The 19,132-nt window shown below is 42.8% G+C and carries 18 protein-coding genes and 1 other annotated feature; of the genes, 3 read left to right on the top strand and 15 right to left on the bottom strand.

Annotation, left to right across the window (positions count from 1 at the left end; genetic code table 11):
* Nucleotides 1–106 precede the first annotated feature (106 nt).
* The 5 genes from AS034_RS08845 to AS034_RS08825 all read right to left on the bottom strand — a co-directional run bounded on the left by AS034_RS08845 (nucleotide 107) and on the right by AS034_RS08825 (nucleotide 5,914).
* Nucleotides 107–1,042: an ABC transporter ATP-binding protein gene (locus tag AS034_RS08845; RefSeq protein ID WP_032089164.1), complete on the bottom strand. Its 936-nt coding sequence runs from the start codon at nucleotides 1,040–1,042 to the stop codon at nucleotides 107–109.
* On the bottom strand, nucleotides 1,042–2,115 hold the full coding sequence (locus tag AS034_RS08840; RefSeq protein WP_032089165.1) for an ABC transporter ATP-binding protein: 1,074 nt from the start codon (nucleotides 2,113–2,115) through the stop codon (nucleotides 1,042–1,044). The genes AS034_RS08845 and AS034_RS08840 overlap by 1 nt, the downstream gene beginning before the upstream one ends.
* A 20-nt stretch (nucleotides 2,116–2,135) precedes the next feature.
* Nucleotides 2,136–3,161 (bottom strand): oligopeptide ABC transporter permease, encoded by a 1,026-nt coding sequence (gene opp3C / locus AS034_RS08835; protein ID WP_058298250.1) that lies wholly within the window; start codon nucleotides 3,159–3,161, stop codon nucleotides 2,136–2,138.
* The gene (gene opp3b / locus AS034_RS08830) at nucleotides 3,161–4,090 is read right to left on the bottom strand and encodes an oligopeptide ABC transporter permease (protein WP_032089167.1); all 930 of its coding nucleotides are present in this window, start codon (nucleotides 4,088–4,090) and stop codon (nucleotides 3,161–3,163) included. Before opp3b ends, opp3C begins: the two co-directional genes overlap by 1 nt.
* A 171-nt stretch (nucleotides 4,091–4,261) precedes the next feature.
* Entirely contained in the window at nucleotides 4,262–5,914 is a 1,653-nt protein-coding gene (locus AS034_RS08825) for a peptide ABC transporter substrate-binding protein (RefSeq protein ID WP_058298249.1), read from the bottom strand.
* A gap of 501 nt (nucleotides 5,915–6,415) precedes the next feature.
* Here AS034_RS08825 and AS034_RS08820 point away from each other — a divergent pair.
* Nucleotides 6,416–6,799 (top strand): DUF3899 domain-containing protein, encoded by a 384-nt coding sequence (locus AS034_RS08820; RefSeq protein ID WP_082641656.1) that lies wholly within the window; start codon nucleotides 6,416–6,418, stop codon nucleotides 6,797–6,799.
* A gap of 39 nt (nucleotides 6,800–6,838) precedes the next feature.
* Nucleotides 6,839–7,085: a binding site (T-box leader), on the top strand.
* Nucleotides 7,086–7,136: 51 nt separating this feature from the next.
* Nucleotides 7,137–8,135, top strand: a complete 999-nt coding sequence (trpS, locus tag AS034_RS08815) for a tryptophan--tRNA ligase (RefSeq protein ID WP_032089170.1) — start codon at nucleotides 7,137–7,139, stop codon at nucleotides 8,133–8,135.
* 87 nt (nucleotides 8,136–8,222) lie between these two features.
* On the opposite strand, the gene AS034_RS08810 is transcribed toward trpS, so the two are convergent.
* From AS034_RS08810 to AS034_RS08765, 9 genes are all read right to left on the bottom strand, one after another.
* Nucleotides 8,223–8,972: a YjbA family protein gene (locus AS034_RS08810; protein ID WP_058298247.1), complete on the bottom strand. Its 750-nt coding sequence runs from the start codon at nucleotides 8,970–8,972 to the stop codon at nucleotides 8,223–8,225.
* Between the two features lie 83 nt (nucleotides 8,973–9,055).
* Complete coding sequence (locus AS034_RS08805; protein WP_032089172.1) at nucleotides 9,056–9,277, bottom strand: YuzI family membrane protein; 222 nt, start codon at nucleotides 9,275–9,277, stop codon at nucleotides 9,056–9,058.
* 103 nt (nucleotides 9,278–9,380) lie between these two features.
* Nucleotides 9,381–10,163 (bottom strand): DUF2268 domain-containing putative Zn-dependent protease, encoded by a 783-nt coding sequence (locus AS034_RS08800; RefSeq protein WP_058298246.1) that lies wholly within the window; start codon nucleotides 10,161–10,163, stop codon nucleotides 9,381–9,383.
* A 122-nt stretch (nucleotides 10,164–10,285) separates the two neighbouring features.
* On the bottom strand, nucleotides 10,286–11,527 hold the full coding sequence (gene fabF / locus AS034_RS08795; protein ID WP_058298245.1) for a beta-ketoacyl-ACP synthase II: 1,242 nt from the start codon (nucleotides 11,525–11,527) through the stop codon (nucleotides 10,286–10,288).
* A gap of 43 nt (nucleotides 11,528–11,570) precedes the next feature.
* Complete coding sequence (locus AS034_RS08790) at nucleotides 11,571–12,503, bottom strand: beta-ketoacyl-ACP synthase III (protein WP_058298244.1); 933 nt, start codon at nucleotides 12,501–12,503, stop codon at nucleotides 11,571–11,573.
* A 664-nt stretch (nucleotides 12,504–13,167) separates the two neighbouring features.
* Entirely contained in the window at nucleotides 13,168–13,359 is a 192-nt protein-coding gene (locus AS034_RS08780) for a ComZ family protein (protein ID WP_058298242.1), read from the bottom strand.
* Nucleotides 13,356–14,327 carry a BMP family ABC transporter substrate-binding protein gene (locus tag AS034_RS08775; RefSeq protein WP_058298241.1) on the bottom strand — a complete coding sequence of 324 codons (972 nt, stop codon included), beginning with the start codon at nucleotides 14,325–14,327 and terminating at the stop codon, nucleotides 13,356–13,358. The genes AS034_RS08780 and AS034_RS08775 overlap by 4 nt, the downstream gene beginning before the upstream one ends.
* Before the next feature lie 127 nt (nucleotides 14,328–14,454).
* Complete coding sequence (locus AS034_RS08770) at nucleotides 14,455–15,180, bottom strand: hypothetical protein (RefSeq protein ID WP_058298240.1); 726 nt, start codon at nucleotides 15,178–15,180, stop codon at nucleotides 14,455–14,457.
* A 21-nt stretch (nucleotides 15,181–15,201) separates the two neighbouring features.
* On the bottom strand, nucleotides 15,202–15,945 hold the full coding sequence (locus tag AS034_RS08765; protein WP_058298239.1) for a hypothetical protein: 744 nt from the start codon (nucleotides 15,943–15,945) through the stop codon (nucleotides 15,202–15,204).
* 237 nt (nucleotides 15,946–16,182) lie between these two features.
* Here AS034_RS08765 and AS034_RS08760 point away from each other — a divergent pair, with 237 nt between their 5' ends.
* Nucleotides 16,183–16,377, top strand: coding sequence for a YjzD family protein (locus AS034_RS08760; RefSeq protein WP_419184977.1), 195 nt, complete (start codon nucleotides 16,183–16,185; stop codon nucleotides 16,375–16,377).
* A 75-nt stretch (nucleotides 16,378–16,452) separates the two neighbouring features.
* Here AS034_RS08760 and clpB read toward each other — a convergent pair whose 3' ends face one another.
* Complete coding sequence (clpB, locus tag AS034_RS08755; protein ID WP_058298238.1) at nucleotides 16,453–19,053, bottom strand: ATP-dependent chaperone ClpB; 2,601 nt, start codon at nucleotides 19,051–19,053, stop codon at nucleotides 16,453–16,455.
* Nucleotides 19,054–19,132: the final 79 nt, after the last annotated feature.

The raw sequence follows: 19,132 nt of genomic DNA, 5'->3' as shown, positions 1-19,132 counted from the left end.
TCTTATAAACAGAATATGTATTTTCCATTTGAAAAAGAAGAAGTTTATCGTTTTCTGAATGTGGAATAAAGAAAAAAAGCCCCCTTTTCAAGGGAGCTTTAATATATCAGGCTTTATACTGTGCCTGATATTGCGCAAACTCTTTTTCAGAGCAGTATACAAAGTGCCCCGGCGCAACCTCGCGCATTTCAAGCTGATCTTCTTCCGTATAATTGTGAACCGCAGGATCGTATTCTTTTCTTCTGCGTGTACGTTCATACTCTGGATCTGGTAGTGGAATCGCAGAAAGCAGAGACTGGGTATAAGGGTGAAGCGGGTTCTTATACAAAGCATCACTTGGTGCCAATTCTACTAATTTACCAAAATACATTACCCCGATACGGTCACTGATGTATTTTACCATTGACAGGTCATGGGCAATGAACAGATAAGTCAACCCTTTTTCTTTCTGAAGCTGCTGCATCAAATTGACTACCTGTGCCTGGATCGATACGTCAAGTGCAGAGATCGGCTCATCGGCAATGATGAAATCAGGATCTACTGCAAGGGCACGTGCAATACCGATACGCTGTCTTTGTCCGCCTGAGAACTCATGCGGATAACGTCCTGCGTGCTCCTTGTTTAAACCAACCGTCTCAAGGAGTTCATGGACCTTTCTAAGACGTTCTTCTTTAGAGGAAGCAAGTCCGTGAATATCGATGCCCTCTGCGATGATATCTTGTACTTTCAGGCGTGGGTTAAGAGATGCATAAGGGTCTTGGAAAATCATCTGCATTTTCCGGTTGAACTTCTTCAACTGGGATCTGCTCTTCTTACCGTGTACATCGTCGCCTTCAAAAAGAACCTGACCGTCAGTGGCATCATACAGGCGGATGATCGTACGCCCGGTTGTTGATTTTCCGCAACCGGATTCTCCAACAAGTCCTAGCGTTTCACCTTTGTAAATATCGAAAGAAATATCATCAACCGCCTTGACCATATTCGGTTTTCCAGGGTTGAAGTATTGTTTTAGGTTTTTAATTTCAAGTAACTTTTCAGCCATTATGAACGGACCTCCTCAACTAGTACCGGCTCAGCATAGTTAGACGGCATTTTTCGATGTCTCAGTTTAACTGCTTCAGGAGGCTCAACGTTTGGTGCACTTGGATGCATCAGCCACGATTTAACTAAATGTGTGTCCGATACTTTGTAGTATGGCGGTTCCTGCTCGAAATCGATTTTCATTGCATACTCGCTTCTTAGCGCAAATGCATCCCCAGGAGGAGGATTCAACAGATCAGGAGGTGTTCCAGGAATTGCCACCAACTCCTGTTCCCCTTCTGTATCGGTCGTAGGCATGGAGCCAATCAATCCCCACGTATAAGGATGACGCGGATCATAGAAGATTTCATCTACCGTTCCGGATTCCACGATCTGTCCTCCGTACATGACAGCAACACGATCGGCGACATTTGCGACGACACCAAGGTCATGGGTGATAAAGATGATCGAAGTTTCGATTTTTGTTTGCAGATCCTTCATCAATTCAAGGATCTGTGCTTGAATTGTAACGTCGAGTGCAGTTGTCGGTTCATCTGCAATGAGAATTTTAGGGTTGCAAGCTAACGCAATTGCAATTACCACACGCTGACGCTGCCCACCCGAGAATTGATGCGGGTATTGTTTAATTCTTGCTTCCGGACTTGGCAGTCCTACTAATTTCAATAACTCTATTGCTCTCTTTCTAGCATCACTTTTGCTCATGTTCTGGTGTTTAACAAGAGGTTCCATGATTTGTTTTCCGATTGTCATAGTAGGATTCAAGGACGTCATAGGATCCTGAAATATCATCGAGATATCCTTACCCCTTACCTTTTCCATCGCTTTTTCAGAAAGTGTGGCAAGGTCCCGGCCTTCAAATTTAATTTCGCCATCTTTTATGAATCCAGGTGGATTAGGAATTAATCTCATAACAGCTTTCGTCGTAACCGACTTACCGGAACCCGATTCACCAACGATGGCAAGTGTTTCCCCTTTGTCCAGGTGGAAATCCACACCGCGTACCGCTTTTACTTCTCCTCCATGCGTATTGAAGGAGACATGAAGATTGTTAACTTCTAGTATTCTCTTTGACATATTTTCTTATCTCCCTTCCATTACTTACGCATTTTCGGATCGAGTGCATCTCTCAGACCATCTGCCATCAGGTTAAAGCTTAAGATGACCAACGAGATAACAACAGATGGAACAAGCATCATATGCGGGAATGATTGGATCGACTTATAACCGTCGTTTACCAATGATCCCAATGAAGCTTTAGGCGGTGCGATACCCAACCCGATAAAGCTTAAGAATGCTTCAGTATAAATTGCACCAGGAACTGTGAACATCGTGGTGATGATGACAGGTCCCATTACGTTTGGAAGTAAATGTTTGAAAATCAGTCGATTACTGCTTGCTCCCAAAGTACGGGATGCAAGGACGAATTCCTGATTCTTCAGTTGTAATACCTGGCCGCGGACAATCCTCGCCATAGTTGTCCAACCGGTTATGACCATCGCCATTGTAATCGAGAAGATCCCTGGTTCAAAGACCAAGATAAATAGAATGACAACAATCAAGTTTGGAATCCCGACAAGGATTTCAATGATACGCTGCATGATGTCATCCACTTTTCCTCCATAGTAACCGGAGATGCCCCCATAGGAAATACCGATTAAGAAATCAATGAAAGCTGCAAGAATACCAATATATAAAGATATCCTTGTACCGCTCCATGTTCTGGTCCAAAGGTCTCGTCCCAAATCATCTGTACCGAACCAGTAATTTTCTTCTACTTGTCTTGATTCGTAAACATCAAACCCATCAGCATCCTTACCGTCAAACGGAAGCCAGCTGATTCCTGAAAGCGCTTCAATTTTAGGCGGGAGTTTTGCATGACGGATTTCTTGATCACTGAATTTATGGTCATTCATTCCAGGTCCAAATATGGCAAAAAATGCAATTATCAGCATGATGACGATCCCAATCATTGCACCCTTGCTTTTTCGGAGTCTAATCCATGCGTCCTGCCAAAAGTTCAGAGTGGGACGCGAGATTTTTTCTGCTTCTTCCTCATTAGCTTTTTGCTGCTGGAAGAGTTCTGGACTGAGCTGTTCTAATTTTCGTTTATTTGTTTCCATTATTTCTTCCCTCCAGCCAAACGAATACGCGGGTCGATAATTCCATACATAATATCCACTAAGAAGATGACCGCAATCAATAATGCACTATAGAATAATGTCACACCCATTATGACTGTATAGTCATTCATTTCAATCGAACGAACGAATTGATCCCCCAAACCTGGGACAGCGAAAATACGCTCGATAACAAGTGTTCCAGTCATAATGCTTACAGTCATTGGCCCTAAAATCGTGATGATAGGTATCATCGCATTCCGGACCGCGTGCTTTACGACAGTTCCAGTCTTCGATATCCCCTTTGCTTTGGCAAGCAGGATATAATCTGAACCCAGGATTTCAAGCATTTCAGTTCGCATAAAACGTGCAATCGTTGCCACAACACCTACCGTTAATGCCAATGTAGGTAAAACGGTGTGCTTATACTCTCCCCACAGTGCTACAGGGAACCATTCAAGCTTAACCCCAACATAGTATTGGAGAAGTCCTGCAAATACGAATGAAGGGATGGAAATCCCCAGTACTGCCAGGAAGGTTGAACCGTAATCCCACACAGTATTATGTTTGATTGCTGCAATGATACCAACTAGTAACCCGACAATTGTTCCTAATACGATTGATTGGAAACCGAGAAGTGCGGAAGGACCAATACGTTCCCCGATCATTTGTGTAACCGGACGGTTGTCGTACTGGAATGATAATCCCAAATCACCTTGTGCAAGTCCAGCCATGTAGTTTACGTACTGCACAGGAAGCGGGTCATTCAGACCGTATTTATCCAAGATGATTTGCTGTTGTTCCGGAGACAGCCTTTCTTGATTTTGTAGTGGAGATCCAGGAAGGAGCTTCATCAGAAAGAAAGTAGCGGTAGCAATGATAACCAAAGTGATGATCATATAAACGAGTCGTTGAATAGTATATCTGACCATTCTTTAGCCCCCCTTTTTGTCTATTTTTTCAATACATAATATATTATATAGTTATTCGACAAATTTTCAATCTATTTTTACTTTTTAGATTTTTTTCGACATTCAGTGGAAAAGGAGAGCGTATGCCCATGCATACACTCTCCCTTTTAAGGTTTGTCATTGAGCTGTTACTTACTCAACTGAAGCCCACTTGTAAGAGTTATCAGCACCAAATGAATGGCGAAGGATACCTTTAACATATGGACGCTCTAGATAAGAAGTACCGTTTTGGTACATCGGGCTGATTGCTTGATCTTCGAAAAGGATTTTCTCTGCGTCGATCATAGCCTGCCAGCGAGCTTCAAGGTCACTTGCAAGTTCACCTTTAGCTTTTTCAACTAGCTCATCATATTTTTTGTTAGAGTAAGCCATTTGGTTATGAGCTCCATCTGTAACGAACATGTCGATGAATGTCATCGGATCTGGATAGTCAGGACCCCATCCAGCGAATGAGAAGTCATATTGACCTTTTGATTCTAAATCAAGCTTCTGCTTGAACGGCTGTGCTTTGATGGAAACAGTCAAACCTTCAAGGTTCGTTTCAAGCTGTTCTTTAATGAACTCACCGATTTTCTTAGAGCTTTCAGAATCATAGTTTAATAGTTCCAGCTCAACAGAATCTTTACCAAGCTCTTCTTTCGCTTTAGCCCAGTATTCTTTAGCTTTTTCTGTATCGTAACCGCCGAAATCACCGACAGTTTCACGGTACTCAGCACCATCAGGACCAGAAACGAAATCTTTTGGTACCAGGTAGTAAGCAGGGATTGAACCGTTGTTCATAAGAACATCAACCATACCTTGCTTGTCATATGCAGCATCGATTGCTTTACGTGCATTTACGTTAGCCATTACTTCGTTCTTCTGGTTCAGACGAAGGAAGTATACAGCAGTATCCGCACGTGTTTTGAAGTTAGGATCATCTTTGTACTTGTCAACGAATTCAGCTGAAAGACCAGTTACGTCAGCTTTTTCAGTTTCATAAAGGTTAACTGCAGTTGCAGTATCTTTAACGATGTTGAAGTTAACTTCTTTCAACTTCACAGTATCTTTATCCCAGTAGTTATCATTCTTGGATAATTTGAAGCTTTGTTCGTGCTTCCACTCAGAAAGTGTGAAAGGACCATTGTATAATGCGTTACCCGCTTCAAGACCATATTGATCGCCTTGTTCTTCAACGAATTTTTGGTTTTGAGGATAGAAAGTTGCGAATGAAAGTAATGCTTCGAAGTAAGGTACAGGACCTTCAAGCTGTACTTCCAACGTTTTGTCATCAACGGCTTTAACACCTAATTCTTCAACCGGAACTTCACCAGCGTTCACTTTTGCAGCGTTTTTGATATCGTACATGATGTACGCATACTCTGCACCAGTGTCAGGGTTTAAAGCTTTTTGCCAAGCGTAAACGAAGTCGTTAGCCGTAACAGGCTCTCCGTTTGACCAGTTAGCATCACGGAGCTTGAATGTGTAAGTTAATCCATCTTCACTCTTCTCCATGTTTTCAGCCATACCAGGCTTCGCTTCGTCGTTCTCACCTAAACGGTAAAGACCTTCGAATACGTTGTTCATTACGTTGAATGAAACAGAGTCAGTTGCCAGTGTAGAGTCCATTGATGGGATCTCAGAACTCTCAAGCAGGTTAAGAACTTGTTCCTTACCTTCAGCAGGCTTGTCGCCGCCTTTTTCACCTGAATCTCCTCCTTTAGCATCGTCATTGCCGCCGCAAGCAGCAAGGAACGTGCTAAGAGCCAGAAGAAGAACCAGCAAGAATGAAAACTTTTTCTTCATCTTGAAATTGACCTCCTCGTAAATCTCATATTTATTTATCTTCTAATTTTCAGAAGATTTGTTACTTATTATACATGATAGAGATATTTTTGCAATATTAATTTAACAGTTTTTTTGCAAAATTATCAGATTAGTAGGTCATATGTTAGTAAAACCTTGATGTATTAAGGTTTTAAGCATCATTTTTAGGGTGTTTGTCCTATTACAATTGTTACAATAAACCGTTTTTTGTCTATCTGCAATCTTTACATATCTTAAATAGATTAAAAGTTTCATCTATTATATTTATAAAGGGTTCTGTTTCTTTATTAAATTTGTGCAATCTGAGAGTCCAATAGCAGATGTTGTCAAGATTCTAATAATTGGCTGATTGTGCTCTATTCAGAGATGAATGTATATCAAGGGAATACACAATCCGCCAGAATGTATATATATGAATCCAATTGAAATCACCGATGGGCTTCGTGTATACTTTCTATAAAAAAGGAATAAAGGAGTATTATGAAACGTATAGTTAATATTTATTTGATTGCAGTTATCATCTTAATCGCTTCCCTCACTGTCTCACTAGCTAAAGGTGATACATACATGCTCTCCTTAATAAACAGCCTATTTATTGCAGGAATGATTTATTTTATATTCGGTGCCTTCTTATATATCTTTCAGAAAGGTTTTTTCAACGGAATTATTTATTCACTGAAAAGATTCCGGAGAAGCACAACCCAGGGCAAGTACGTCTCTCAATTCGATGATCTTGATGACACAAAGGAAGCCCACGTGGAACTTTCAGTGATCAGGTCATACCGGGTAACCCGATCCCTTCTTGGTATAGGTGGTATTCTCCTTATCATTTCGTTGGCGTTGTCCTATCTCCTGTATACTTGAATTGAAGGAATGGATTCACTATAATAGTGGTATCAATATATTCTGGCGTTGATAAAGAATAGTACCTATAAAATGATTTCCAAGAGAGCTTGTGGCCGGTGTGAACAAGTAATCATTTTTTAGGGAATGGACTTTTGAGCCTTATTTGTGAAATGCGCTTGCAGATTAGCGAATAACGGGCTTGTCCCACGTTACAGGGGCTTCATGCAAACTGCATGGACTAAGCTGACTCATCATAATGAGTACTTAGGGTGGCACCGCGGATATCATCCCATTCGTCCCTATATTAAAAGGACGAGTGGGTTTTTATTTTGTTTAAATATAGGAGGAAAATGAAATGCAGACAATTTTCAGCGGAATACAGCCGAGCGGAACGATTACGCTTGGTAACTATATCGGGGCGATGAAGCAGTTCACCGAATTACAGAATGAATATAACTGCTACTTCTGCGTCGTCGATCAGCACGCCATTACAGTTCAGCAGGACAAAGCGGAGCTTCGCAAAAATATCAAAAGCCTTGCTGCCCTTTACATCGCATGCGGAATCGATCCGGAGAAATCCACATTATTCATTCAATCGGAAGTACCTGCCCACGCGCAGGCGGGATGGATCCTTCAGTGTGTGACGTATATAGGTGAACTTGAGCGAATGACACAGTTCAAGGATAAATCTCATGGAAAGGAAGCCGTTTCTGCCGGCCTCTTGACCTACCCGCCTTTGATGGCTGCGGATATCCTGCTGTACGGAACGAACCTGGTGCCGGTCGGGGAAGATCAAAAACAACATCTTGAATTGACACGTAACCTTGCAGAGCGCTTCAATAATAAATACAATGACATCTTTACCATCCCTGAAGTGCGCATCCCGAAAGTCGGCGCCCGCGTCATGTCGCTTCAGGACCCGGTAAAGAAAATGAGTAAATCAGATGCCAATCAAAAATCCTTCATCACGCTCCTCGATGATCCAAAACAGATCGAGAAAAAAATCAAAAGCGCGGTGACTGATTCAGACGGTATCGTGAAGTATGACAAAGAGAATAAACCAGGTGTTTCTAACCTGCTGTCCATTTATTCTATCCTTGAAGGCACTACTATAGAAGAACTGGAGCACAAATATGACGGTAAAGGATACGGTGAATTCAAAAGCGACTTGGCTCAAGTTGTCGTTAACACCATTAAGCCCATTCAGGACCGGTATAATGAATTGATCGATTCTGAAGAATTAGATGACATTCTCGACCGCGGCGCTGAAAAAGCAAACCGTGCAGCGGGCAAGATGCTGAAGAAAATGGAACGAGCCATGGGACTTGGCCGTAAAGAACGAAAGAGAAAATGATGGATGATGTGCCGGGGCTTGATATCAAGCTCCGGTTTTTTTGCATAAAAAAACCTTAAGCCTGCTGCAGACTTAAGGTCCCTACATTCAATTCACTTTTGGCCTGTTTTCAACTTCCCATAACTTCTCGAAAAACGGCTGCCCTTTTATCATATTTTCACATAGGGTCAGGTGCTTGTCCGACCATCCGTATTTTGTTTCTTCATATAACATGTTCCATACGTCTTCAAACTCCATGTGCTGAATGACCCGGTATTGTTCAGGTGCCCATTCCGTATACCAATATCGGATTTCGGCAGTATTATTCGAACTATGGAGTTGATCAAGCGCCATGAATAGGAGCTGTTTCAACTGTCTTTCCTTCCTTGTCAGTCCGTTCATCACTAATGGACTCGGGGAAAGGATATGATAGTTGTGCTCGGGTTTCGGTTCCTGATCCACTGAGTATGAAAGGGATTCATGACCTTCCACCATTTCATAAACCAGCTGCTCCTGCCTCGGTATTAGTCTGCTCTTTCGGATCGGCACGGTATATCCAATCGTATCAATCGCCATTATGCCTGTCCCATCCGTGACTATAAAGCAATAATCAAGCTGAATCCGCTCATGGTTCTTTCTTAAATATGCTTTTTGATACACATCATTCAGCAGTTGTTGAGGTAATTCTGATAAATCATTCTCGATGTAGTGAAAAAGTGCAGTATCCACCTTCATTAAAGGGACTTGATCTAACAACTCAATGACATCTTCTTTTCTCCATTCGTGAAAATGACACACATTGTAGCCATTTTCTTCGCCTTCGAACCAATTTACCCATACATCATGAAGATATAACATGATTGACCCCTCGCTTTGCTACAATCTTATTTGTCAATCAGTATAGGCAGAACGGAGTAAAAATATTCCTGATTCGGCACCTTTTATAGATAGTCGTTATTTTTCCTGCGAGGCAGGTAGATCGTTACGGTAATGATGAGAATCCCGACCAGGAAAAGATAACATTCTACCCGTGTGCTTATAAATAATAAATATTCGATTATTGTCATACCTGTTGTAAGCAGGTTCAGATAGATAATCAGGCTCACCCCGCCGGAAACGGCCAGTCCAAAACCAATAAACAATATGAACATACGAAACACCATACCTTCCGCCTCTACCCTCGTTTTTTGCTTGTCCTTTTATACTATAGTTTATGTCCTACAGGGTGATATATGACGAAAACGGGTGTCTGTCTGAATCCGAGTCTCAACCCTTCTTATCCGGCAGGAAGTAGGAAGACGGCTTCCCCAGGAAGAGCTTTGTCACAAACTTATTATTTTTGCGTGCTTTTTCCACCAGATAATAGCCTGCGGCATATCCAAGCATTTTCGGATATCCTTTCTGGCCGAGGAGCAATTGATCGTGCAGCGGGTTCGCCCTCGTGATATCAACATTCGGCTCTATCCACTTTTCATAATAATAAGTAAGTTCTTTGTCATTGTAAGCCTTCGTCCATGACGCAACATATTCATATCCGCAATACTCCCGCACGGCATGCTCCGCCAGTCCTTCAAATATGATCGAATCCAAAAGGGTATAATCTTCATCTTTTTTGTTCATTTTGTCCATCCTTACACAATGATGATACTCATGAACAAATAACGATTCATATTCTTTCAGGTCTTCCTGTTCAGTCACAAATAAATATATTTCGTCCTTGAAACACACTCCGGACTTCTTCATGGATGATTGAAAAAGGCCTCTTTTTTCCTGAACAGGCAAGAGATAAACAGGCACATCGGGGCCATTCCATCTATTTCTGTATACCTTTTCAATTTTCATAAACAAATCCCACAGTTTATTTTTCTTCATCGCTTCATAAATCATTTTGGCTCCGGATGACGGCCGGTACATTCCATGCTTCATAAGATATTGGTACAAAGATTCATTATCGTCAGATTTCCCCTGCTTCGTCTTTTTTAAATAATTTATCGGATGATCCAGTGAATCCTCTAGCCATTCATCAGTCGGGGCGATTGTCACATTCATCCCTCTTTCTCTTTTTTTAAGATGTATATGTAGAAAAAGAGATTTTAGAAACAACGCAAAGCTGAACAATTGCCATTAAAAAAAGCGCACGGGGATCTCCGTACGCTTTTTGTATCGTCATGTTAATTTTTATATTTCTTGAAGACAAGTGTTGCATTGTGTCCGCCGAATCCCAGCGAGTTGCTCATCGCCACATTCACTTCACGTTTTCTCGCTTCATTTGCCACATAGTCCAGATCGCAGTCTGGATCAGGCGTGTCCAGGTTAATTGTCGGTGGAAGCATGCTGTCTTTCATTGCCAATACGGTAAAGATCGCTTCGACTCCACCGGCAGCACCCAGCAAGTGCCCGGTCATTGATTTGGTGGAACTCATCGCAAGCTTATAGGCATGTTCACCAAAAACTTCTTTGACTGCCATTGTTTCATATTTATCATTATAAGGAGTACTTGTTCCGTGAGCATTGATATAATCAAGCTCTTCCGGACGAACCCCTCCATCTTCAAGGGCCATTTTCATCGCTCTCGCCCCGCCTTCCCCTGCTGGTGCAGGTGCTGTGATATGATAGGCATCACCTGTGCTTCCATAGCCCGTCACTTCAGCATAAATTGTGGCGCCGCGTTTCAAGGCATGTTCCAGTTCCTCCAATACGACAACCCCAGCCCCTTCTCCCATTACGAATCCGTCACGGTTCGCATCGAATGGACGTGAAGCCTTTTCGGGATCTGTGTTGGTTGACAGTGCTGTATTGGCACAGAATCCTGCAACAGACATTTTGGTGATCGGTGCTTCCGCTCCGCCGGAAATCATGACGTCTGCATCTCCGCGCTGAATGACCTTGAAAGCATCACCGATGGAGTTTGTACCCGTTGCACAAGCGGTAACCGTACAAGAGTTGACTCCTTTAGCACCGAGCATGATAGAAACTTGGCCGGTTGCCATATCGGGGATGATCATTGGAACGAAGAACGGACTTACTCTCCGGTATCCGCGCTTTTGAAATGTTTCGTACTGGTTTTCAAATGTTTCCATTCCGCCGATTCCCGATCCGATCCATACCCCTACCCGATGAGCATTTTCATCGTTGATTTCCAGATTTGCATCTTTGACTGCCATCATGGAAGCTGCAACCGCATAGTGGGTGAATCGGTCCATCTTACGGGCTTCTTTACGTTCTACATATTGTTCGATATCAAAATCCTTCAATTCCGCTGCTACTTTCGCAGGATAATCATCGGCATTCAGCCTGGTTAACGGTCCGATACCCGTCTTTCCTTCCAGAATACCGCTCCAGGTCGATTGTACATCATTCCCTAATGGTGTAACCGCACCTAAACCAGTAATGACAACACGTTTTTCACTCATTCGATCCATCTCCTTTAGAAACAATTTATAGAAGAATTACATTTTATTTACCCCAGCGCATGACGATCGCGCCCCAGGTGAGGCCGCCGCCGAATCCTACCATGACTACTACATCGCCTTCCTTGACTCTTCCATCCTGTAGATCTTCAACTAAAGAAACCGGAATGGAGGCAGCTGATGTATTGCCGTATTTATTAACCGTTTTGGACATTTTTTCAACCGGAAGTTCCAGACGCTGCCTTGCAGCTTCCATGATCCTGATGTTTGCCTGATGAGGAATCAGGAAGTCTACATCTTCTTTTTTCAAGCCAGCTTTTTCAATGACATTCACACTGGATTCACCCATTTGGCGAACAGCGAATTTGAACACTTCCCTGCCGTTCATCACAATGTTTTCTTCCTGATACAAGTGTTTCGCTCCTGAACCATCCGCCCCTAGTTCGAAGGCAAGAATCCCTTTTCCATCAGGAACTTGACCGAGTACCGCAGCTCCTGCTGCATCACCGAACAGCACAGCTGTATTTCGATCGTCCCAATCAGTAATCTTTGAGAGCTTTTCCACTCCTACTACCAGAACGTTCTTGTAAGCACCATTATCGATGAATTGTTTTGCCGTGATCATCCCATACATGAAACCTGCACAGGCTGCACTGATATCCATCGCTGCAGCTTTCTTCGCTCCCAATCTTTCCTGAAGAAGGCAGGCAACCGAAGGGAAAGGCTGATCCGGAGTTACGGTGGCAACGAGGATTAAGTCCAGCTCTTCAGGTGAGATCTCAGCATCCTCAATCGCCTTCATTGCTGCCCCGTAAGCCATGTCTGAAGTATCTGTGTCTTCACCCGCTACGCGCCTTTCTTCAATTCCTGTCCGGGTCCGGATCCATTCATCCGAAGTATCAACCATTTTTTCCAAGTCAGCGTTTGTTAAAACTTTTTCTGGAAGGTAACGCCCAATTCCGATTATTCCTGTATTCATACTGGCATCCCCTGCTTTCTTATATTTTCTTACTCCCTATACTATAAGTTTATTATCAATTATTATGACTTGGTACTAATTTTAACGAATATTGATTCTTTGTGCAATATATTTTGTTTTCTACTTACTTTCGAATTCAGTACTGATTCTAAACCACGCTAATGATTTCCGTGCAAGACTTCGCTTTCCGCGGGTAGCCCGTGAGCCTCCTCGTCGCCTTCGCTCCTGCGGGTGGGAAAAGCGGAGGGGCTTTGCTCAGAGACGGGTGGCATAAGGCGAATCGGCCATGAAGGCGTTTTTTGCCTTCTTGGACGAGTTGACTTATGACATGTGCCTCTAAGCCCTGGAGCTGGACAAATAGAAAAGCGGAAGCGGCTTGCCCAGAGGCGACAAGCATAAGGTGAGCAAGCCGGAAAGGCGTTTTTTGCCTTTTTGGCTTGCTCACCTTATGACCTCGAGCCTCTAGCCGCTGGAGCTAGACACGTCTCACATTAGCCACTCTTCCCGCAGGAGTCTTCGTCTTGCACTCCAATCAACCGCTGGTACTAGCAAAAATATTTACGAATAATAAGACAAAACTAAAAGACCCGAACTAATCTGAAGGTAGAAATTCAAATTAATTCGGGTTTTTGTAAGATTAAAATTTTCTTAACATTTTTTTACCTTAATCTCTATGTAATGCATCTCTTTTCCCTAATTCGTATGCTTCTCCCATTACCTGGGTGAACAGGGTCATGAAGGGCTGGATCATTTCCGGGGATAATTCGATGCCTGCCTCATCAAGTGTCTGTTTTGCTTGGGGTAAGTACTTCATTGCGATCTGCTGCATAAATTCCATTGATTTGTCCTGGTTCATTGGTTTGCTTCCTTTCCGTTTGGTAATTTTCCTGTTTCGATATAGTTTTTGACTTGCTGATTGATGGACTTTTGAAAATCCTTTGATATCAGGGGACTGAATTTACCTAATGAAACGGCTCCATCTTTAAAGTCAAATTCGAGGACCCCTGAAGATAGGTCACCCTCGGCAACCTTATCGGCTACCAGTTCATACAGCTTATCCGCATGCTGCACCGTACTTGTTAGTACAGTTGATTCACCAAGGTCAGATTGATCGGATACATATCCGATTGCAAATAATCCTTCCTCTTTCAGTTCTTCGATAACAGCTACATTATAGCCGTCCCCGGCAGGATATACAACATCGGCATCCTTTTTCACGAGCGAATCCAACCGCTCAAGCGCCCTTTCTTTGTCATCCCAGTGATTTGTGTATTCAACAATCACTTCAATGTCTTTATTCTGGTGTTTAGCGCCGTCAACAAACCCTTGTACTTCAGGCTGCCAGTCAAAGGCGGCGATCACACCGATTTTATTCGTCTTGGAATGGTGGGCCGCTGTCATTCCCCCGAAAAATCCCATCGAATACCCTTTGAACGCTAAACTGGTTGTATTTTTTTCAGTTGCCTCTCCATTAAAACTGACAAAATGGATATCGGGATACTCTTTGGCTGTACGGTTAAAAACATCAGCATATTCACTTCCATGTCCAAAAACAAGGTTGACGCCGTCTTGATCGTATTGCTTGATCGCCTGTTCGATTGATGTATCATTGTTCATGCTCTCTTTATAAAATACGTCTACATCGTGTTTTGATTGTATTTTCAATAATCCTTTGTAGCCTTTTGTTCCCCAAACACCATCATTCACGGTTTCCGGGACTAAGAGACCTACATTATCCAATTCATCGGATACATTCTCTTTCATGCATCCGCTCAAGCAAAGTACTAAAATAGCGAGAATAAAAAAGGTTCGTTTCTTTCTCATGTGCAGCAACTCCTTTAAAGTCAATGCAGCGCTGATAAAAAGTATCATTAGAAAAATATTACACCAATATGTCCATTTTACCTCCATCCGTATCCATATAAAAGAAAAACTTTTCTCATTCATTCTTTCAGAAAGAGTTCATCACTAATTTCTGCTCTTTCAATATGGATTCATGACATTTGGAGGGATGGACAATGATGGGTTTCCCTATCATGGACCGTTTTTTCTCAATAGGAGCAAAGGGATCTTCAGTTATATAGGAAAGAGCTTCTTCCCAGCTGTTTTCAGAAAGGGATCTTAAAGAAAAAGTCCCCTGCCTTCCTGAATGTTTCAGGATGGAAATCGCTGCATCTTTCACATATATTGCACCGCTTGGATCATCCTCGTACTTGCTTTCGTTTTCTCTTTTCCCCTCCAGGAGCTGTGCAAATAAGAATTGCGATGGCTGATGGCCCCCATACAGTGTAGGCAGATAAAAAGTGGCGGAAGCTGCATCACTGGAATTGCTGCCGATATTCCTTTCTGTTTGATTCGGGAAAATCCGCACGATTTCCGGAAGTCCGTCTTCACCACTCTTGATATTACCGATTACAGATGGGGAAAGGCATTGCAGACTCCTGCCTCCGACTTGGTCATAATAAGGGAGAAACAGCCTGCATTCAATCGGCAGTTCCCGATCCCACTTTTCTACAGGAACATATTGAATGTTAGCGTTTCTCCCGATTTCCATCCATTTATCCCCTGTGTCCACCTCATCATCCACAGCTGTTACAGTCCACCCTTTTTCCAGAAGTGCCCGGCAGAGTTCAAATCCCAAATACTGCTGTGCAGCAAATACAACTGCATGATTCAAATCACTCACTCCTAATCAAGACTATAGTACTTTCTCATGTAAAGAGAAGTAAGAGGCGAATTTCATTCCAAGTGAATCTCTCTTTTCTGGTACAACGTAAAAGAGATCAGTTGACAACCCTTTCTCTAAACGATGTTTATATATATCTTTTATGAGTGAGAATTGATTTTTATAACGATTAACATTATAGGATTGAATGATATAAAGGGGAATGGGGCTGTCCTTAAATGCTGCATTATCATGGTTGGATGGTATGAGCAGCTGTTCATAGTCCTCTTCTTTTATCCCACGAGAAGCCGTTAATTCTTTGAGAAGCTTTTTATAGAAAAATTTTTGTTCTTTTTCATGCTTGATCAGTTCGTAAATAGAAAGACAGGGTGTAAGCATGACCACTCCTCTTATTTCCTTTTCCATTCTGGGATAGAGTTCCTTGAAGACGAGGGCGCCCATCCCTTCTGCAAGAATATGAATCTTGCTGTTGATGATTTCACGCCTTTTTACATATTCGTACAGCCTGCCCGCTAATTCTACTGCCTGTTCGCTCCCCCAATTAGCTCCATAAAGGTTGCTGTAAAAAACAATATACCCTTTTGCCGTTAAATCTCTTATCCATTTTTTCCTGGCTTCGTGCTGATCCCAAAAGCTCGTTTTATGATCGACGTAATGATGGTGGTCACCGAGAATCATTATGGCAAATCCGTTTGGCCTTTCAGGATAATGAATCATGCACCACTCTTGATCTAGCTTAAACAATCGCTGATTCATCGGAATTCTCCTTTTACATAGTGAGTCTTTACATGGTATGTAAAGATAAAGATTATGAAAGGAAGTTCGCCTATTTCAAAGGAAAAATACAAACAAGTTATTTGCTGACTGGAAGCGGATGACAGGGGTTACATTTTCACATATTCGTCATTTATTATTCTAAATAGGTGTGGTATGATAAAAAAGATTGAAAATGGTGGCAACCCATATACATATGGATGAATATAGAGGAATGAGGTGACTGGCGTGAAATTTTTCTGGACATTTTTCTGGGCGTTTTTGTTGACTCAGATGTTAAATTACGTTGTAAGTTCAATGAATGGATTATCATTTCATTTTATGACAGGTTTGGTACTATCAGTTGTAATCACAGTTTTACTATTTGTGATGACTTTGATCATCCCGAACGATCCTGTAGAAGATCATCATTAAAAAGCAGCCTTTTTGGGGCTGCTTTTTATATTTCATCTTTATTCTGCTGGATTTGCAATTACAGTAAGCTCATTCTTAACCGGATACCGATAGTGTCAGCCCCTGGTCATCTGCATCAATGATGACTTCTTTGTTTGCCCCGATGCTGCCTGCGATCATTTCCCTTGCGAGTTTGGTTTCAACTTCCCTTTGGAGATAGCGTTTTAACGGGCGCGCTCCGTAGACGGGGTCGTAAGCGGATTCTGCAATGAATCCCTTCGCTTTATCTGTCAGATTAATGGTTATTTGCTGTTCCTCCACGCGGGACTGTAATTCTGTGAGAAGCTTTTCGATGATGCCTTTTACATTTTCGATGCTGAGCGGCTTGAATAGTATGATATCATCCACACGGTTCAGGAATTCCGGCCTGAAAGAGCTTCGGAGCTGCTTCATGACTAAATCCTTTGTATCTTCATCTATTTCTTCCTGCCCTTTATTTCTTTCCAGCAAGTGTGAGGAGCCTATATTTGAAGTCATGATGATGACAGTGTTCTTACAGTCGACGGTTCTGCCTTGTGAATCGGTTATGCGGCCGTCATCAAGCATTTGCAGTAAAATATTGAACACTTCCGGATGGGCCTTTTCGATTTCATCCAGCAGGATGACCGAGTAAGGCTTCCTTCTGATGGCTTCAGTCAACTGGCCGCCTTCTTCATAACCGACATAACCGGGAGGGGCACCGACCAGTCTTGATACTGCGTGCTTCTCCATATATTCAGACATATCAATGCGGATCATCTGCTCTTCACTGTCAAACAGGGTATGGGCAAGGGTCTTTGCAAGCTCTGTCTTCCCGACTCCGGTCGGTCCTAGGAAGATGAAAGAGCCGATCGGCCGGTTTGGATCCTTGATTCCGGCTCTAGCACGGATAACCGCATCACTGACAAGCTCGACTGCTTCATCCTGGCCGATGACGCGTTCATGCAGTATTTTTTCCAGTTTAAGGAGTTTTTCCCTTTCCCCTTCCACCAGTTTGGTTATAGGGATCCCCGTCCATCTGGCTACGATGTTTGCGACTTCTTCTTCCGTCACTTCTTCTCTCAGGAGCCTGCCTTCCTGTTCTTCCATCATTTCCTGCTCAACAGTTTGCAGTTCCTTTTCCATGGCTGGTATCTTTCCATGACGCAGTTCTGCTGCCCTGTTTAAGTCATAATCGCTTTCCGCCTCTTCCAACTGCCGTCTAAGCTTCTCCAGCTCTTCCCTCTTCTCCTGGACAATCCCAATGCTTTCTTTTTCTTTTAACCACTTAAGCTTCATCCCATCGGCTTTTTCTTTCAGATTGCTTAACTCTTCCCTGATACGTGCAAGGCGTTCCTTGCTTTGTTCATCTTTTTCCTTTGTCAACGCTGCTTCCTCGATTTCCAGCTGCATGACTTTCCTTGTCACTTCATCAAGCTCGGTTGGCATCGAATCTATTTCAGTCCTGATCATGGCACATGCTTCATCAACGAGGTCTATTGCTTTATCTGGAAGGAAGCGATCGGAAATGTACCTGTCCGACAATTTTGCCGCTGCAACGATTGCCCGGTCGTGGATATTGACTCCATGGTGAATTTCGAATCTTTCCTTTAACCCCCTCAGGATAGACACGGTGTCTTCCACATCCGGCTCCTGTACCATCACTTGTTGAAAACGCCGTTCAAGCGCCGGATCTTTTTCGATGTATTTTCGGTATTCGTTCAATGTTGTGGCCCCGATACAGTGGAGTTCCCCCCTTGCAAGCATAGGCTTCAAAATGTTGCCGGCATCCATGGCACCTTCTGTTTTTCCAGCCCCTACAATCGTGTGCAGTTCATCGATGAATAAAAGGATCCTTCCTTCGCTCTTCCTCACTTCCGTCAGGACCGCTTTTAGTCTTTCTTCGAATTCTCCGCGGAATTTTGCACCGGCGACGAGTGAACTCATATCAAGTTCAAAAATAGTTTTATCCTTCAGCCCCTCAGGAACGTCCTTTCTGACAATCCTCTGGGCAAGTCCTTCGACGATGGCTGTTTTTCCTACACCCGGTTCTCCGATCAAAACAGGATTGTTTTTTGTTTTTCTCGAAAGGATGCGGATCACATGGCGGATCTCACTGTCCCGGCCGATGACGGGATCTAGCTTACCGGATTTGACTTCCGCTACAAGATCCCTTCCATATTTTTTCAGAGCTTCATATGTAACTTCAGGATTTTGTGTACTCACCTTTTTTCCCCCTCTTACGGAAGTGATGATTTCTGAAAGCTTATCTTTGTTTATACCTCTTTCTTTCATATATACAGTGATGGCATGATCCCTTTGTTGGGACAGTGCGAGGATCAAGTGCTCAATGGATAAGAAATCATCCTCCCACTTTTTTTGAACTATTTCACTGTCTTGTAAAAGGCGGTTCAATTCACTTGATATATAGATGCCATATTGGACCCCGCTTCCCTCAACCTCAGGAATGCCCTTAAGCTGCTTATCCAGGAAATCATTTAAATCCGCCGACCTTACCCCTGCCTTTTCATATATGGAGGGAAGCAGGCCATCCCCCGTTTGGTTCAGCGCTTTCCATAAGTGTAAAATCCGTATCTCAGTGTGCTTATTCTCTTTTGCGAGCTGCCCTGCAGAAGCAAGGCCTTCTTGAATGCTGTGTGTCATGGATTCATAATTCATCTTTAAACACCTCTATTGACCTTCATTGACCTTTGTACCTATTATATATCCTATCCACAAAAAAGAAAAAGAACAAGGA

Origin of the sequence: [Bacillus] enclensis, from assembly GCF_001456935.1 — a bacterium.
GTDB classification, from domain to species: domain Bacteria; phylum Bacillota; class Bacilli; order Bacillales; family Bacillaceae_B; genus Rossellomorea; species Rossellomorea enclensis.
This window is presented reverse-complemented; position numbering and strand designations above follow the sequence as displayed.

Coding starts and splice junctions, on each gene's coding strand:
- clpB (WP_058298238.1), bottom strand. CDS start 19,053: ATGAATTATGAATCCATGACACACAGCATTCAAGAAGGCCTTGCTTCT.
- AS034_RS08820 (WP_082641656.1), top strand. CDS start 6,416: ATGAAACGTATAGTTAATATTTATTTGATTGCAGTTATCATCTTAATC.
- AS034_RS08805 (WP_032089172.1), bottom strand. CDS start 9,277: ATGGTGTTTCGTATGTTCATATTGTTTATTGGTTTTGGACTGGCCGTT.
- trpS (WP_032089170.1), top strand. CDS start 7,137: ATGCAGACAATTTTCAGCGGAATACAGCCGAGCGGAACGATTACGCTT.
- fabF (WP_058298245.1), bottom strand. CDS start 11,527: ATGAGTGAAAAACGTGTTGTCATTACTGGTTTAGGTGCGGTTACACCA.
- AS034_RS08790 (WP_058298244.1), bottom strand. CDS start 12,503: ATGAATACAGGAATAATCGGAATTGGGCGTTACCTTCCAGAAAAAGTT.
- AS034_RS08775 (WP_058298241.1), bottom strand. CDS start 14,327: ATGAGAAAGAAACGAACCTTTTTTATTCTCGCTATTTTAGTACTTTGC.
- AS034_RS08765 (WP_058298239.1), bottom strand. CDS start 15,945: ATGAATCAGCGATTGTTTAAGCTAGATCAAGAGTGGTGCATGATTCAT.
- opp3b (WP_032089167.1), bottom strand. CDS start 4,090: ATGGTCAGATATACTATTCAACGACTCGTTTATATGATCATCACTTTG.
- opp3C (WP_058298250.1), bottom strand. CDS start 3,161: ATGGAAACAAATAAACGAAAATTAGAACAGCTCAGTCCAGAACTCTTC.
- AS034_RS08840 (WP_032089165.1), bottom strand. CDS start 2,115: ATGTCAAAGAGAATACTAGAAGTTAACAATCTTCATGTCTCCTTCAAT.
- AS034_RS08825 (WP_058298249.1), bottom strand. CDS start 5,914: ATGAAGAAAAAGTTTTCATTCTTGCTGGTTCTTCTTCTGGCTCTTAGC.
- AS034_RS08845 (WP_032089164.1), bottom strand. CDS start 1,042: ATGGCTGAAAAGTTACTTGAAATTAAAAACCTAAAACAATACTTCAAC.
- AS034_RS08810 (WP_058298247.1), bottom strand. CDS start 8,972: ATGTTATATCTTCATGATGTATGGGTAAATTGGTTCGAAGGCGAAGAA.
- AS034_RS08800 (WP_058298246.1), bottom strand. CDS start 10,163: ATGAATGTGACAATCGCCCCGACTGATGAATGGCTAGAGGATTCACTG.
- AS034_RS08780 (WP_058298242.1), bottom strand. CDS start 13,359: ATGAACCAGGACAAATCAATGGAATTTATGCAGCAGATCGCAATGAAG.